Below are 14,712 nucleotides of genomic sequence, written 5' to 3'. Positions count from 1 at the left end.
GCAGCGGGATGCGGGCATTGCGGGCCGAGGATCCGAAGGAGCTGGGCGGGCACCGGTTGCTCGCCCGGCTCGGCGCGGGCGGCATGGGGGTGGTCTACCTCGCCCGTACCGCCGACGGTTCGCTGGTCGCCCTGAAGGTGATCCGCGCCGAGTACGCGGCCGACCTCGCGTTCCGCGCCCGCTTCCGGCGCGAGGTGCGGCTGGCCACCGGGCTCACCGGCCGCTGGGTGGTCGCGGTGACGGCAGCGGACACCGAGGCGCGTGAACCGTGGCTGGCCACGGCGTTCATCCCCGGCCCGTCGCTGGCCGAGGCGGTCGACGGACTCGGGCCGCTTCCGGCGGACACGGTCGTCACGCTCGGGGCGCAACTGGCCGAGGCAGTGGGCGAGTTGCACGCGGTGGGCCTGGTGCACCGGGACGTGAAACCCGGCAACATTCTCCTCGTCCCCGACGGCCCCCGGCTCATCGACTTCGGCATCGCCAAGGGCGCCGGTGCGACGGCGCTCACCGCTCCCGACGCGGTCGTCGGCACCCCTGGCTACCTCTCCCCCGAGCAGACCCGGAGCCGCGGCGGCGAGGTCGGTCCGGCCAGCGACCTGTTCTCGCTGGGCTGCGTGCTGGCGTACGCGGCGACCGGACGCCGCCCGTTCGGCACCGGCGAGGCGCCCGCGGTCCTGTACCGCACGGTGCACGAACCCCACGACCCCACCGGCCTGGCCCAACTCCCGGCGCCTCTAAGGGCGGTGATCGACGCCTGCCTCGCCAAGGACCCCGCGCGACGGCCGACAGCCGCAGAGGCCCACTCCGCGCTGACGGACAACGGCCCGTCCACACCGCCCGATTGGCTGCCACCCGCCGTCCTACGCCTGGTCGCCGAACGCTCGGCCCGCGCCCTCGACCCACCGTCACGCATCGCAGGACCGCCCGAAGCACCGAACTCCCCCGCAGCACAGGGGTTTTCGCGCCGTCGCATCCTCACGATCGGCGGCTCGGCAGCCGCCGTACTCGCCGCGTCCGGCACCGGCGCGGTCGTGCTGCTGGCGCGGAGGCACCCGGCCGGGAGCGGATCACACCACGACCTCCCCACCCACACCCTCGCTCTCCATGCCGACCTGACGGGCACTCAGAAGGCACTGGGAAAAGCTCAGCTGCAGGGAGCACAACTCGCGGTCGCCGCCCATAACGCCCGCAAGAACGTCAACTACCGCCTTGCGCTTGCCCCGTACGACGACGGCGGCGACGCGGCCCAAGCACGGACGACGGCCCACCGCGTACTCGCCCGACCATCCGTCATCGCGGTCATCGGCCCCAGCACGACAGCCGGTGCCCACGCCGCCGCTCCGCTCTACGCGGCCGCGTCCGTGCCGGTGGTCCTGGTGTCGGCCGCCGACGACGCGGCCGGGCTGTCGACCACGACCCTGCGCACCCTGTGCGTGACGAGGGCGTCCGACAGTTCACGCACCCTGCCGGTCCTCTACTACCTGACCAGGACCCGCCCCAGCCACCGCACGGCGGTCATCCAGGACGACGCGGCGGGCGAGACGGCCGTCGACGTCAGCAGGAACCTGGTCGAGACACCGCCGAGCGGCGGCACCACCACCGTCCACCAAGTGGCCGCCACTGCAAGCGACTTCGGCCCGGTCGTCTCCCGCGCGCTGGCCACACGTCCGCAGGCGGTTGTCTACGGCGGCACGTCACCGCGCCGCGCGGCGGCCTGCGCCCGGGCCCTGGCCACGGCCCGGTTCACGGGGGCGGTGACCGGCTTCGAGCCGGTCATGCGCGCCGACTTCCTCACGGCGGCGGGGCGGGCGGCCGAGGGGTGGGTCATCGAAGCGCCGTACACCGAAGCGCAGTCGGCCACCACCCCGGCCGCGAAGGCGTTCACCGTGGCCTACCGGGCACGGTACGGCGAACCACCCGGCCGGTGGTCCGCCGAGGCGTACGACGCCGTCGGTCTCATCGCCCGAGCCCTGGACGCGCTCGGGACCACCACCGCGATCGAGCCCGCCCAGGTTGCCGAGCGTCTCTTCCACACCACCTACGACGGGGTGGCCAAGCCGATCCGCTTCGTCCAGGGCACGACTCACGCGCTGGATCCGGAGAACACCGGGTTCCTGTATCAGGTCAGGGACGGCGCGTTCCGTTTCCTGGGTCGCTACGACCAGGTGCGCTCGGTTCAGCCGTAGGGCGAGAGGGGCTCGCCTGGCCCGCCATCCCCCAATCCCCTTGACTCTCAGGCCACTTGAGATTCCATAGTGATGGGTGTGAACGAACGGGAGCTCTACTCCATCGGGGACGTCGCCCGCCGCACAGGCCTGAGCGTGAGCGCAATCAGGTTCTACGCCGACGAGGGCGTCGTCACGCCCACCGGTCTCACCGAGGGCGGCTTCCGGCGGTACGACGTGCACGCCGTCGCCCGGCTCGAACTCGTGCGCACCCTGCGTGACTTGGGCGCCGGCCTGGACGACATCCGCCGCGTGCTGACCGCGGAGACCAGCCTGCACGACCTCGCCTCACGCATCTGCGGCTGGTCGAGGACCAGTTGAGGCAGTTCCGGGCACGCCGAGCCGTGCTCCGGGCCATCACGCGGCAGCACACCACGGCGGAGCAGGTGAGCCTGATGCACAAACTCGTGTCGATGTCCGACGACGACCGCACCCAACTCATCGACCAGTTCTGGGACTTCGTGACCGACGGTCTCGACGTGCATCCCAGTTATGCGGAACGGCTGCACAGCCTGCGCCCGCACCTGCCGGAGGACCCGTCCACCGAGCAGGTTGAGTCCTGGATCGAACTCGCGGAGTTCGTGCGGGACGAGGAGCCGCGCATGGCGCTGCGGGGCTTCTTCCACCGCACATTCGGCACCGAGCAGGGCAAGTTGATGGCCTCACCGGAAATGACGGTCCGTGTCGAGAAGCACCGGAAGCTCCTCTTGGAGGCGCGGGCCGCCCAACAGGCCGGTGTGGCGGCGGATTCGCCGGAGGCCCGCGACCTCGCCGAGCGCGTGGCCGCCGATGCGTCCGAGTTGGCCGCCGCGATGAGAGGGGGCCACGACATCGACGTCGACAAGGCGCCGCGCACCGTCACCGAGTTCGACCGGAACGGCGCGACTCCGCGGCGACCGGCCAGGACAACCGGCCTCAAGCTGCTGACCAGGTACCACTCCCTCGTGGCGACGATCAACGGCACGCCCAAGCCGGACCCGGCCTCGGACCGGGACCGGGCGGTGGCCGTCCGGGAGTGGATGGGCGCCGCCCTGCGCCAGTCGCCTTGATCCGCGCCCTAGTTGGTGTCCTTCGCCGCCGCCACCGTCCGCAGATACGCGCCGAGGCGGGCGATGGCCGACGGGTTGCGGGGGCTTTCGACGAGGTCGACGTAGTCGAGGACGAAGATGCGGTGGTGCTTGACGGCGGAGACGTTGCGCAGTGGGGCGTAGGAGAGGAGGAACTTCTTCTTCTGTTCGGCGCTCACGTCGCCGTAGTCGCAGATGACGATGACGTCGGGGTCGCGCTGGACGACGGTCTCCCAACCGACCGTGGTCCAGGAGTCGTCGACGTCGTGCATGACGTTGGTGCCGCCGGCCTCGCTGATGATCTGATCGGGGGCGGCGTAGCGGCCGGAGGTGAACGGGGAGTCCTGGCCGCTGTCGTAGAGGAAGACCTTGGGGCTCTTCGCCGGGGCCTGGGTGTGCACGGCGGTGATCTGCTTCTTGAAGTCGGCGATCAGGGTGGCCGCGCGCTTCTCGACACCGAAGAGCTTTCCGAGGTTGGTGAGGTCCGTGTAGAGGGCGCTCAGGGGCGGCATGATGCCGCGTGAGGTGTCGGTGCGGCCGTTGCGGCAGGACTCGGTGAGGACGTACGAAGGGATGCCGAGCTTCTTGAGGGCGTCGGGGGTAAAGCCACTGTCGTCACGGAAGCCGTAGTTCCAGCCAGCGAAGACGAGGTCGGCGCGGGCGTCGAGGACGTTCTCCTTGGTGAGTTGGTCCTTGGACAGCCACTTCACCTTCTGGTAGCCGTCCTTCCAGGGGACGTCGGTCAGGTCGCCCTTGTCGTCGGGCATGGCGAACCCGGCCATGCGGTTCTCCAGGCCGAGGGCGAACATCAGCTCGGTGATGCCGACGTCGTTGGTGACGACCCGCTTGGGGACGGTCTTGTACGTCACCTTCTGGCCGCAGTTGGTGAGGGTGACGCCGGAGGATATGGCGTTCTGCGGTGTGGGCTCGACCGTGGCACCGCAACCGGCGGTGGCGGTCGCGGCGAGGCAGAGGGCGGCGGCAAACAGCTTGCGCATGGGGGTGGTTGTCCTTCAGAAGGTGGGTGGGAGCAGGTCGAACAGGAGCTGGACGGCGCCGGTCTCCGGGTGCCGTACGGGGTGCGCGCGGACCCCGAACACCTCGGCGAGCAGGGCGGGTTGGAGAACCTCGTGCGGCGGGCCGGCGGCGACGATCCGGCCGCCCGCGATCACGTACAGCAGGTCGCAGTGCGCGGCGGCGAGGTTGAGGTCGTGCAGGGCCGCCAGCACGGTCAGGCCGCTGCCGCGGACCAGTGACAACACGTCCAACTGGTGGGCGATGTCGAGGTGGTTGGTCGGTTCGTCGAGGACGAGGACGCGGGGTCGTTGGGCGAGGGCGCGGGCGATCAGGACGCGTTGTTTCTCACCGCCGGACAGGGCGAGGAACCCGCGGCCGGCGAGGTGGGTGACACTGGTGCGCCGCATGGCCTCGACGCAGATCTCCCGGTCCGAGGCGGCGGTCCGGTCCCGGTGGGGCAGGCGCCCCATAGCGACCACTTCGGCGACGGTGAAGTCGAACTCGGCCGACGACTCCTGCGGCAGCGCGGCCAACCTCCGTGCGACTGCGCGTGGTTCCATGGCGTGTACGTCGTCGCCGTCGAGCCGGACCACGCCGTCGGCCGGTCGCAGCGCCCGGTACACGCACCTCAACAGGCTTGATTTCCCACTGCCGTTGGGGCCGACGAGCCCGACGAAGGCCCCGCTGTCCACGGCGAGCCGGATGTCTTCCACGAGCCGCACGGCGCCCGCGTCGACCGACAGCCCCTCGATGTCGAGCCTCATCAACTCCCCCCGAAGGCATAGCCGCCGCGCCGCATCAGCAGCAGGAACGCGGGCACTCCGACGACCGCGGTGATCACGCCGACCGGCAGTTCCGCAGGCGCCAGCAGCAGCCGGGACAGGACGTCCGCCCACACCAGGAGCACCGCTCCGGCGAGCGGGGCGACCGCGAGGACCTTGCGGTGGTCGGCGCCGACGAGCATCCGTACGAGGTGCGGCACCATCAGCCCGACGAAGCCGATGGCTCCGCTGACCGCGACCACGGTCCCGGTGACGGCGGCGGTCACGAGGAACAACTCCCGGCGCAGCCGGGCGGGTTGGACGCCGAGCGCGGCGGACGTCTCGTCCCCCATCGCGAGCGCGTTGAGCGACTCCGCGCGCCATCGCAGCCATGCCCAGCCGGCCGCCACGGTCACGGCGGCCACCGGTACCTGCGCCCAGGTCGCCCCGCCCAGGCTCCCCAGCAGCCACATCATCGCCGAGCGGGCCGCCTCGCCCCGGGCCGCGCCGAACACCATCACGGTAGTGACGGCTTCGAAGCCGTACGCCAGCGCGGTCCCCGTCAGGATCAGCCGCAGCGGCGTCAGACCGTGCGGCGAGCGGGCCACGGCGTAGACGAGAACCATGGCCGCGAGCGCCGAGGCGAAGGCCGACGCCGACAGCGCCCACACGCCCAGTCCCGCGAACGCGCCCAGCAGGATGACCGCGTTGGCGCCGACCGCGGCGCCCGAGGAGATGCCGAGCACGAACGGATCGGCGAGCGCGTTGCGGACCATGGCCTGAACGGCCACGCCGACGGCCGACAGCCCGGCCCCGACGACGGCCGCGAGGACGACCCGCGGCAGCCGGATCTCCCAGACGATGGTGTACGCGGCGGCGTCGCCGGCGTGCACGGTCCCGCCGGTGATCCCGTCCCACAGGAACCGGAACATGTCCGCCGTGCCGATCCCGGCCGCGCCGAGGCCGACGCCGCACACGAGGGAGACTCCGAGCAGGAGCAACAGCCCGAGCAGCAGAAGCGGTTGGGGTATCCGGCGGGGATCACGCCCTGGACTCTGGCCACGGCCGGAGCCGGTTCTCGGACGTCGGAGCACGATCGGCGGTCCTTCACCTGGGGCCGCCTGGTGAGCCTCGATCGAGGAGACAGCCCGCACGACCGTGCCGGCCGCTCGGTCCCCTCTCGCAGTCCACGGCGAGCAGTCAACGGGTCGCGCCACCCACGGGCGATCGGACTCACGCGACGACCGGGGTCGCCACGCACACCGTTGCGGGTCAGCGCCGGATTCTCACCGGACTTCCCCCGCGGGAGGCCTGGGGAGCGTAACAAACGCCGCGGACCGGCCCGACAGCGCCCGAACCCGCAGCTCACCGAAGTCCGCACACGCGGCGACAACCACGCCGCCGCGATCACGTGGGGCGCGCTCTGCAAGACGGTCACCGCCCTGGCCGATGTTGACCGGCGCCCGCGTCGCCTGGTCCGAGCGGGAGTACGCCCACACCGCCTCCCATCGACCCGCGTTCGAGAGCGCTCTGCACGAGCCCTCCCCCACTCACCGGAGGAATCCGGACCCCGCCACCACCCCATAGCCGTGAAACCCGACGAACCCCCGCCCTCGACCGCACCCACCATCTACTGTACGAACACGCGGAGTTACCCACCGCAGCCACCCGAGGAGGATTCCTGTGTCGTCGCCCTGCGATCCCGCGTACGCTCCCGTCGGCGATGTCGGTGCGGCGATCATGATGATCGACTCCCGGCTGAAGACCGTTCACGACGGGAAGAGTGGGACCGATCCCGAACAGCAGGCGTTGATGGACCAGTTCGTCGCGACGCTGGGGCCCAAGGGGCTCAACGACATGCTGGACGGCACCTGCACGCTGATCTACATGTTCATGACGTGGCTGCGGAAGGCTCACGAGGAGCACGAGAAGGACGTCCTCGAGTACGTGGTGCCCAGCCTCGTGGCCACGATGCGGATGATGCCCAGGAGTGTGCGCCCGGAGGCGATCCCGATGATGGCCGGGCTGGTCATCGCCGCGGGCACCGGGCTGAGCCCAAACCTGTGGCGTGCGCAGTACGGGGACTGGACCAAGGAGGAGATGACTCCGCTGGAGGCCACGGCCTTCCTGCTCGCGGAGCACATCAACCGCATCACCGACGACCAGGCCTTCGCCACCCGTCTGATCACCGATGCCCTGTCCGTCGCGGACGGGGACCAAGAGGGCTGACGGGCCGCGGCCCTCGTCCTCAACTCGGGGCGTCGCGGCCCGACATGGCGTGGGCCGGACCCCGGTCCGGCTCTACACAGGCGGCGCGCAGAGCGTCCAGTTTCTCCGCGTCCGTCGTCCCGACCGCCGCCGTGTACGTGACGATCCTGAGGTCGGTGCCCGCGGCCATCACGACGTCGAGGTCGAGGTTGATGTCCCCCACCCGGGGGTGCTCGACGGTCTTGCGGTCGCCGACGTTGGTGCGGGCGGTGCCGTTGGACCAGAGGCGGGCGAAGCGCGGGCTGTCGTCCAGCATGCGGTCGATGAAGGCGGCGAGCCGCGCGTCATGGGGATGGGCGGCCGCCGTCAGCCGCAGGTCGGCGACGAGGTCCTCCTCCTCGACCTCGTCGCCCGCCCAGGACCGCACCGGCCAGGCCGCGATCGGTTCCCGCCGTCGGCCGTCGCTGGACCGGAACATGCCCGCCACGAGGTTGAGTTCGCTCCAGCCGTACGTCCGTGGGTCACCGACCAGCTCGTTCCACATCCCGTTCCAGCTGATGAGGGTCCAGTCGGCGGCGAACACCGCGGTGGGGTTGCCGGCCAGCTGCCCCACCAGCCGGTGCACCCGCGCGGGGACGTGCCGGGACACGTTCCCGGCCGAGGGCGGCGCGAGGTGGGCGCAGCGGAACAGGTGGTCGCGCTCGGACGGTTCGAGGCGCAGCGCCCTGGCCAGTGCGGTGACGACCTGGGCCGAGGGGTTCCGGGCGCGCCCCTGTTCCAGCCGGACCACGTAGTCGACCGACAGGCCGGCCAGCCGGGCGAGCTCCTCCCGGCGCAGCCCGGGGATGCGCCGGTCGCCACCCGCCTCCAGCCCGCTGTCCCGCGGTGACACGCGCTCGCGCCACCCCCGCAGAGCGATGCCGAAGTGGTTCGTCGTAGCCATGGAGAACATTGTCGTTCAACTGGCGGACTACGAACGGACGTTCGTTATCCGACCGGCGGAGTCTTTACTCTCCGCCGGTCGGTTCCGTACTCTCCACCGGTCCGTCCTGTCGGCCTTCGCGGGACTACGACGCCGCCCGGGCCTACGCCTCCTCGCCCGGCTTGTCCGCGTCGGCGCCGTCGGCCCACCGGGCCCGGATGAAGGCTCCGGCGGCGTCGAGGGCGGCGGCGCCCTCGTCGAGCATCGCCGCGAACGCCTGGAAGACGTGCGGGACTTCGGGCCATACCTGCAGTTCGACGTGGACGTCGTGCTCGGCGGCGCGCGCGGCCAGCCGTACGGCGTCGTCCATGAGGATCTCGTACGAGCCGACCTGGATGAACAGGGGCGCCACGCCGGTCAGATCGGCGAAGACGGGGCTGACGTGCGGGGTGGTCGGGTCCGTGGTGCCGAGGTAGTCGCGGGCGCGGGTGCGCAGGCCTTCCGGGGTCAGTGAGGCGTCGACCGCCGCCTTGCTCAGCGCGCTGTCGCCGGACACGCTGAGGTCGGCCCACGGGGAGAAGACCGTGGCCGAGGAGGGCTGGGGCAGGCCCGCGTCCTTCACGGCGACGAGCGTCGCGGCGACGAGACCGCCGCCCGCGGACTCCCCGACAAAAGCGATGGCGGTACTAGGGATTCCGTCGTCGAGCAGGGCCCGGTACACGGCCAGGGCGTCGTCGACCGCCGCGGGGAACGGGTGCTCGGGGGCCAGCCGGTAGTCGACGCAGACGGCGCGGGCGCCGGTGCGCCGGGAGACCTCGGCGGCCAGACCCGCGGCGTCGGCCGCCGAGCCGATGACGTACGCGCCGCCGTGCAGATACAGCAGGACGCTCGCCGGGTCGTTCTCCGGCGTCTCGACGGTGACGACCGGTACGCCGCCCAGTTCGCCCTCGGTGGTCGAGACGTCGGGCGGCAACGGGATGGACGTCATCATGTCGTGGAAGAGGGCGCGCTGTTGGGCCACGTCCCCTCCGAGGTCGAGCGGGCCGTGCCGCAGCATCTCGTCGAGGGCCTGGCGCTGTTGCCGGGACATGGCTGTGCCTTTCGTGGTTCCGGTCGGTGCGGTAATGCGGTGGAGGTGTGGGTCAGCGCGGCGGGCCGACGATGATCTGGCCGTACATGTCGGCGGCCTCGGCCATGATGTCCCGCGAGATCTCGAAGCCCTCGGGGCGCGGGGTGGTGAGGTCACGTCCCGCGTGCCGGAACATGCCCTCGATACCGCCGGGTGTGCAGATCATCAGCAGGTCGGCGGTGTCGGAGGTGATCCGGTAGCCGTGCGGGACATTGCGCGGCAGGAAGACGATGCCGCCCTCCGACAGCTCCATCTCCTCGTCGTCGCACCACAGCAGCGCACTCCCCTTGATGAGCATGAAGACCTCGTCCTCACGGGTGTGCTTGTGGTACGGCGGTGCCTCCCCCTTGGCGACGGAGAACCGTCCCACGGTCAGCTGTCCGCCGGTGGCCGCGGCGTCGAGGAGGATGGCGAGCTCACCGCCGTCGAGCCATTCGAGTTTCTGCTGCTGCTCGGGCTGTGCGAGGTAGGCCATGGTCATGCGGCTGTCCGTTCTGCGCGATCAGCTGTCTCCGGTCGGGGCCGTGCCCTGTCCGTCCGATGATCCTCTTCTACGCGCGCCGACCGCCAGCCGTACGGGTAGGACCAGCAGTACCACTCCCCCGGCCCGGCCCTCGGTGCCGGGCGCGTCCGGGGCGTCCTCCGGCTTGTGGCATTCTCTGCTGCCATGGATGTCTCGACTGATCAAGAACTGCCGTCCGCGGGCGAGGACATGGAGGCCCGCGCGGTCTCCGGCGACCGGCTCACGTTCTTCGGTGACGCGGTGGTCGCCATCGCGCTCACGCTGCTGGCGCTGGAGCTGCCGGTACCGGAGGGAACGACCAACTCCGAGCTGTGGCACTCGGCCACGTCGCACCGCGAGAGCTACCTGGCGTTCATGATCAGTTTCGTGGTGATCGCCGCGCACTGGCGCTCCCACCACCGGGTGTTCCGCTATGTCACCGCGACCAACAGCCGGTTGACGGCCCTCACCATGTACTGGCTGCTGATGCTGGTGGTCACCCCGTTCGCGACCGACGTGATCGGCGGCGAGGGAGCGTTCCAGGCGCGGTTCGTCTTCTACGCCATCGTGCAGTTCCTCGCCTGCCTCCTCTTCATACTGATGGTCCGCGAGGTCCCCCGCGACGGCCTCCAGCGCCCCGGCACCCCGCCCGAACTCTTCACCCGGGCCATCCGCCGCCTCGGCATGGTGGCACTGGGCTTCCTGGTCTCGATCCCGGTTTCGTTCCTCACCCACTGGGCGTACCTCTGCTGGATCGTGGTCCCGCTCGTCGACTCGGTCCTCGACGGGCGCAGGGGCCGTAACGGGCAGCAGGCCACGGAGGATTGAGCCGGGTGGGAGGCCGTCGCCCGGTTCCTACGACACCGGCTTCCCAGTAGCCCTGTCCGCCAGGTCCAGCCGCGCGGACAGGAACGCTCCGGCCCTGTCGAGCGCTACGGCCGCCTCGTCGAGGAGCGGCTGATAGGCCTGGAAGACGTGCGGGACCCGAGGCGTGGCCTCCAGCGTGACCTCGACGTCCGCGGCGGCGGCCCGCTGCGCGAGGCGTACGGCGTCGTCGAGCAGGACCTCGTGGCTGCCGACCTGGATGAGCAGGGGCGGCAGCCCGGCCAGGTCCGCGAAGACCGGGCTGATCAGACCGAGCGCGGGATCCTGTCCCGCCGTGTAGTCGGTGACCCGGGGTTCGAGAAGCTCACGGCTCAGCAGCGGATCGGCCTCGTGCTTGGTGTCGATGCTCGCCCCGGCCAGGGTGAGGTCGGCGTACGGCGACATGACGTAGGCCGCGGCGGGCAGGGGCAGTCCGCGGTCACGGGCGTTGACCAGCGTGGCGACGACGAGTCCGCCGCCCGCCGACTCTCCCGCGAGGACGATGTCCGAGGCGGCGATGCCGTCGTGCAGGAGGGCTTCGTAGGTCGCGAGCGCGTCGTCCACCGCCGCCGGATACGGGTGCTCGGGGGCCAGCCGGTAGTCGACGGAGTAGACCTTGGCACTGGTCCGGCGCCCGACCTGCGAGGCCAGACCCGCGGCGCCGGCCGCGTCGCCCAGGACGTAGACCCCGCCATGGAAGTACAGGACGACGTGCCGGGGTTCGACCCCGTCGACGGTGATCGCGGCGACGGGCACACCGCCCAGCGTGGTCGACGTCATCGTCACGTCGGGGGGCGGCGCCTGCCCCGACGTCAACTCACGGAGCAGGCGCCGCTGTTCGGCGACATCACTGCCGACGGGAAGGGCCGACTGACGCAGGATCGCGTCGAGAGTGTCCTGCTGCTCGGTGCTCACGGAACGTTCTCCCTTCGGTGGAGGCTGGTCCGGTCGCACGATCGGCCGGACCGAGAGGTGGTGCGGGGGCCGGACTCTGCGTACTTCGAGGAGGTCGAGGCCGAGTGCCTCGACCTCGGCGAGAACGCCGTAGAGCGCCGAGGCGTCCGGCAGCACCCCGGTGAGCACGGTCTCGGTGCCCTGCTGCTCGGGCGCGAACGCCGGGAACGCCATCAGCAGGGTGGGACCGAGATGGCCGCAGACCCGGATCTGGTACAGGAGGGGGTCATCACCCATGGCCCCATGGTGGGGGACGGCCGGGTGACGCCGCGTCGCCGGATTCCGGTGATCGTACGGTCCTCAGCCGCGGCCGTTCGACAGGAGCCGCAGCTCACGGCCGCGCTGCACCGCCGAGGACCGGTCGCCGGCGCCGAGCTTCGCGTAGATCCGCCGGATGTGGGTGTTGACGGTGTTGAGCGAGACCGAGAGTTCGCCGGCGATCTCGGGGCGGGTGAGGTTCGTCGGCAGGTAGCGCAGGACGCGCAACTCACTCGGGCTGAGGGTCTCGGCCGGTACCGAAGGCGGCCGGTCCGGCCCGCCGGTTCCGCGCACGACGTCAAGAATGTCGGAGACCAGCGCGGCGTGCGACGTTCGCTGCGGCAGGGACTCCAGCAGTTCCCAGGCACCGGTCATCACGAACGGCAGGATCATCCGGTCCGCTTCGGCGAGGTTCAGCGCCTGCTCCACGGCCGTCCCCGCCGCGTGTTTGTCGCCGAGGTCGCGGCAGGCGAGCGCGTCCAGGAGATGGGCCTCGATCGGGGTGAGGAAGGAGTTGACGGGGGCGGTGCCGTCGAGGACCGACCGGAGTTCGCGGCGGGCACCCGCGGGGTCCTGCTCGGCGAGGCGGATCACCGCGGCCGCGGTGCGGATCTCGCCGGTGGCGGCCCGCCGTTCGTCGAGGGCGGCGAGGCCGGCCCGTGCCTGGTCGAGCATGCCGAGGCGGGCCTGGGTGGCCACCGTCCAGCCGGTCACCCGGGACCAGAGCCCGTGCTCGCCCCTCATGTGGGACTGCACCTGCTCGGCGGCGGTCAACTCGGCCAGGGTCTCCTGGAGTTGACCGCGCGCCGCCGGAAGCATCGCGGAGACCAGATGCACCAGCAGCCGGACACCGGGCTCGCCCTCGGACTGAGTGGCGCGCCGGGCACGCTCCAGCCATTGCTGCCCCTGCTCGAACTCGCCCGTGCAGATCAGCGTCCCGGCGAAGGACACCTGGGCAGGGACGATGACCGGCTCGGCGCCCCAGCCGTACCGCTCGGCCAGCGCCAGGGCCTCCTCGCAGCGGCGCCGGACCAGGGCGAACGAACGGTGGCCTGAGGCGAATCCGAGGTGGGCGAGGCAGGCCACCTCCAGATAGGGGCGGCCGATGTCGTGGGCGAGCGCGGCGCCCTCCAGAAGGTGCCGTTCGCTGTCGTCGAGCCGTAGCGACCAGGCCTCGGTGACGCCCAGGTTCAGCAGGGCGAGCGCTCGGAGGTCGCCGGCGAGCGCGACCTCGGTGGTGGACTGGCCGGTGGTCGGGGACGGCAGGGCGTCGGCCTGCTCGAACACGGCGTCGAAGTGCCCGCGCAGCCGGGCCAGCAGCAGGTCCAGGGAAGCGATCGCCAGCCGCAGCCGATGCCTGCGGTCGGGTGGGCTCGTGTCGGCGTACGACCTGGCGATGTCGAGATGTGCCTGGGCCTCGTCCAGGCGGTGCTGGTGCAGATCGGCGTTGGCGTGGACGAGGGCCAGCTCGGGGCGTTCCTCGCCGGTGCGGACCGGGAAGGCGTGCAGCAGCGCGACGACGGTTGCGGCCTGTCCGTCCAGGGTGAGGCTGACGGTGTGATCGGCGAGCAGGTGCGCCGCCTCGGCCCAGTCCCCGGCGGCCTGCAGATGCCGGACGGCGTCGGCGGCCTGGGCGTGTTCGGCGAACCAGCGCGCGGCCAGCCGGTGCAGTTCGAGGATGTTCCCGGGGAGCGTGCGGCGCAGCTCCAGCCGAAGCAGGTCGCCGAACATGTGGTGGTAGCGGAACCAGGTCCGGCCCGGATCGAGGGCGACGACGAACGCGTTGGCGTCCTCCAGGTCCAGCAGGATGCGTTCCGACCCGGTCGCGCCCGTGAGCAGGTCCGCCAGCTCGCCGTTGACCCGGTCGAGCAGCGAGGTGCGCAGCAACAGCCGCTGTACGTGCGGCGTTTGGCGCTCCAGCATCTCGGCCAGGAGGTACTCGGCGACCGTACGGTGACTGCCGGAGAACTCGGCGACGAACCGCTCGGGATCCGGATGTCCGGCCAGCGAGAGCACGGCGAGCCGCAGCCCTGCGGCCCAGCCCTCGGTGCGCTGGTGCAGCCTCTCGGCCACGGGGTCGGGCAGCACGATCTTGGTGGCGGTCAGGAGTTCGCGGGTCTCGGCCTCGGTGAAGCGGAGCTGCGCGGCGCGGATCTCGGCGAGTTCACCGGCCAGCCGCAGTTTGTGCAGGCGCAGCGACGGGTCCCGGCGGGTGGCCACGATCGCGTGGACACCCTGGGGAAGGCTGGTCAGCAGCGTGCCCAACTGCTCGACGGCCGCGGCGGATCCGAGCTCGTGGAGGTCGTCGACGACGAGGAAGAAGGGCTTCGGGGACGCGGTGATCTCGGACAGCACCTTGTCCATGACGGCACCGCCGTCGGAACCGGGTGTCACGGCCGAAGGCTCGCCCGCACCTTGGCCACCCGCCGCGGCGCGGACCGCGTCCAGCAGAGCGAGCCAGAACAACTGCCCGTCCCGCTGCCCCGGCCGTACGGACACGAACGCGATACGGCGGTCCTGGTCAGGCCGCTCGGCCCACGTGCGCAGCAACGACGTCTTCCCGCTGCCGGCGGGCGCGGAGACCAGCGTCACTTGCTTCTCTACGGCACGGTCCAGGGTGGCGACGAGGTCGCGGCGGGCGATGAGTCCGGGTCGGCCCCGGGTCGCCGAGCGGCCCGAATCCGCTGCGGCCCGTAGGTCAGGGGTCGCGCGATGTCCGTCAGCCACGCGGTCAGCGTAGCCGATGCGCATCACTGCGTAGCCGATGTCCATCACGGCATCCCGGCGGCGAACTGTCGCCTGCGC

13 protein-coding genes and 1 riboswitch are annotated in these 14,712 nt (G+C 71.3%); of the genes, 5 read left to right on the top strand and 8 right to left on the bottom strand.

The features are described 5' to 3' along the window. Positions 1-8: 8 nt before the first annotated feature. The 3 genes from OO69_RS14295 to OO69_RS52460 all read left to right on the top strand — a co-directional run bounded on the left by OO69_RS14295 (position 9) and on the right by OO69_RS52460 (position 3,274). Positions 9-2,186, top strand: coding sequence for a bifunctional serine/threonine-protein kinase/ABC transporter substrate-binding protein (locus OO69_RS14295; RefSeq protein WP_033280971.1), 2,178 nt, complete (start codon positions 9-11; stop codon positions 2,184-2,186). Positions 2,187-2,264: 78 nt separating this feature from the next. Beyond that, entirely contained in the window at positions 2,265-2,546 is a 282-nt protein-coding gene (locus OO69_RS52465; RefSeq protein WP_199810945.1) for a MerR family transcriptional regulator, read from the top strand. 74 nt (positions 2,547-2,620) lie between these two features. Beyond that, positions 2,621-3,274 carry a hypothetical protein gene (locus OO69_RS52460; RefSeq protein WP_199810944.1) on the top strand — a complete coding sequence of 218 codons (654 nt, stop codon included), beginning with the start codon at positions 2,621-2,623 and terminating at the stop codon, positions 3,272-3,274. A gap of 8 nt (positions 3,275-3,282) precedes the next feature. On the opposite strand, the gene OO69_RS14285 is transcribed toward OO69_RS52460, so the two are convergent. Genes OO69_RS14285 through OO69_RS14275 form a run of 3 tightly spaced genes read right to left on the bottom strand, consistent with a single transcriptional unit; the run spans position 3,283 to position 6,065 of the window. Beyond that, entirely contained in the window at positions 3,283-4,290 is a 1,008-nt protein-coding gene (locus OO69_RS14285) for an ABC transporter substrate-binding protein (RefSeq protein WP_033280970.1), read from the bottom strand. Between the two features lie 15 nt (positions 4,291-4,305). Beyond that, positions 4,306-5,073 (bottom strand): ABC transporter ATP-binding protein, encoded by a 768-nt coding sequence (locus OO69_RS14280; protein ID WP_033280969.1) that lies wholly within the window; start codon positions 5,071-5,073, stop codon positions 4,306-4,308. After that, complete coding sequence (locus OO69_RS14275; protein WP_033281128.1) at positions 5,073-6,065, bottom strand: iron chelate uptake ABC transporter family permease subunit; 993 nt, start codon at positions 6,063-6,065, stop codon at positions 5,073-5,075. Before OO69_RS14275 ends, OO69_RS14280 begins: the two co-directional genes overlap by 1 nt. A 226-nt stretch (positions 6,066-6,291) precedes the next feature. After that, positions 6,292-6,371, bottom strand: a riboswitch (cobalamin riboswitch). A gap of 382 nt (positions 6,372-6,753) precedes the next feature. On the opposite strand from OO69_RS14275, the gene OO69_RS14270 reads away from it, so the two are divergent. Next, complete coding sequence (locus tag OO69_RS14270) at positions 6,754-7,299, top strand: hypothetical protein (protein WP_033280968.1); 546 nt, start codon at positions 6,754-6,756, stop codon at positions 7,297-7,299. 19 nt (positions 7,300-7,318) lie between these two features. Here the strand turns inward: OO69_RS14270 and OO69_RS14265 are convergent, their stop codons facing one another. The 3 genes from OO69_RS14265 to OO69_RS14255 form a co-directional block, all read right to left on the bottom strand. After that, a complete protein-coding gene (locus tag OO69_RS14265; protein ID WP_033281127.1) occupies positions 7,319-8,221 on the bottom strand; it encodes a helix-turn-helix transcriptional regulator in 903 nt (300 codons plus the stop codon). Between the two features lie 142 nt (positions 8,222-8,363). After that, a complete protein-coding gene (locus tag OO69_RS14260) occupies positions 8,364-9,290 on the bottom strand; it encodes an alpha/beta hydrolase (protein WP_033280967.1) in 927 nt (308 codons plus the stop codon). A gap of 52 nt (positions 9,291-9,342) precedes the next feature. Beyond that, positions 9,343-9,810: a cupin domain-containing protein gene (locus OO69_RS14255; protein ID WP_033280966.1), complete on the bottom strand. Its 468-nt coding sequence runs from the start codon at positions 9,808-9,810 to the stop codon at positions 9,343-9,345. Between the two features lie 186 nt (positions 9,811-9,996). Here OO69_RS14255 and OO69_RS14250 point away from each other — a divergent pair, with 186 nt between their 5' ends. Beyond that, positions 9,997-10,659 (top strand): TMEM175 family protein, encoded by a 663-nt coding sequence (locus tag OO69_RS14250; RefSeq protein ID WP_033280965.1) that lies wholly within the window; start codon positions 9,997-9,999, stop codon positions 10,657-10,659. 27 nt (positions 10,660-10,686) lie between these two features. Here the strand turns inward: OO69_RS14250 and OO69_RS14245 are convergent, their stop codons facing one another. After that, on the bottom strand, positions 10,687-11,886 hold the full coding sequence (locus OO69_RS14245) for an alpha/beta hydrolase (RefSeq protein WP_234444434.1): 1,200 nt from the start codon (positions 11,884-11,886) through the stop codon (positions 10,687-10,689). A gap of 63 nt (positions 11,887-11,949) precedes the next feature. Further along, a complete protein-coding gene (locus tag OO69_RS14240) occupies positions 11,950-14,634 on the bottom strand; it encodes a LuxR C-terminal-related transcriptional regulator (protein ID WP_106971042.1) in 2,685 nt (894 codons plus the stop codon). Positions 14,635-14,712 lie beyond the last annotated feature (78 nt).

Source organism: Streptomyces sp. NRRL F-525 (assembly GCF_000716605.1).
Classification (GTDB): domain Bacteria; phylum Actinomycetota; class Actinomycetes; order Streptomycetales; family Streptomycetaceae; genus Streptomyces.
This window is presented reverse-complemented; position numbering and strand designations above follow the sequence as displayed.

Bases quoted from the DNA above. Each gene is read 5' to 3' on its own strand.
- OO69_RS14265 (WP_033281127.1), bottom strand. From the start codon at position 8,221: ATGGCTACGACGAACCACTTCGGCATCGCTCTGCGGGGGTGGCGCGAG.
- OO69_RS14295 (WP_033280971.1), top strand. From the start codon at position 9: ATGCGGGCATTGCGGGCCGAGGATCCGAAGGAGCTGGGCGGGCACCGG.
- OO69_RS52460 (WP_199810944.1), top strand. From the start codon at position 2,621: ATGCACAAACTCGTGTCGATGTCCGACGACGACCGCACCCAACTCATC.
- OO69_RS14285 (WP_033280970.1), bottom strand. From the start codon at position 4,290: ATGCGCAAGCTGTTTGCCGCCGCCCTCTGCCTCGCCGCGACCGCCACC.
- OO69_RS14250 (WP_033280965.1), top strand. From the start codon at position 9,997: ATGGATGTCTCGACTGATCAAGAACTGCCGTCCGCGGGCGAGGACATG.
- OO69_RS14245 (WP_234444434.1), bottom strand. From the start codon at position 11,886: ATGGGTGATGACCCCCTCCTGTACCAGATCCGGGTCTGCGGCCATCTC.
- OO69_RS14280 (WP_033280969.1), bottom strand. From the start codon at position 5,073: ATGAGGCTCGACATCGAGGGGCTGTCGGTCGACGCGGGCGCCGTGCGG.
- OO69_RS14255 (WP_033280966.1), bottom strand. From the start codon at position 9,810: ATGACCATGGCCTACCTCGCACAGCCCGAGCAGCAGCAGAAACTCGAA.
- OO69_RS14260 (WP_033280967.1), bottom strand. From the start codon at position 9,290: ATGTCCCGGCAACAGCGCCAGGCCCTCGACGAGATGCTGCGGCACGGC.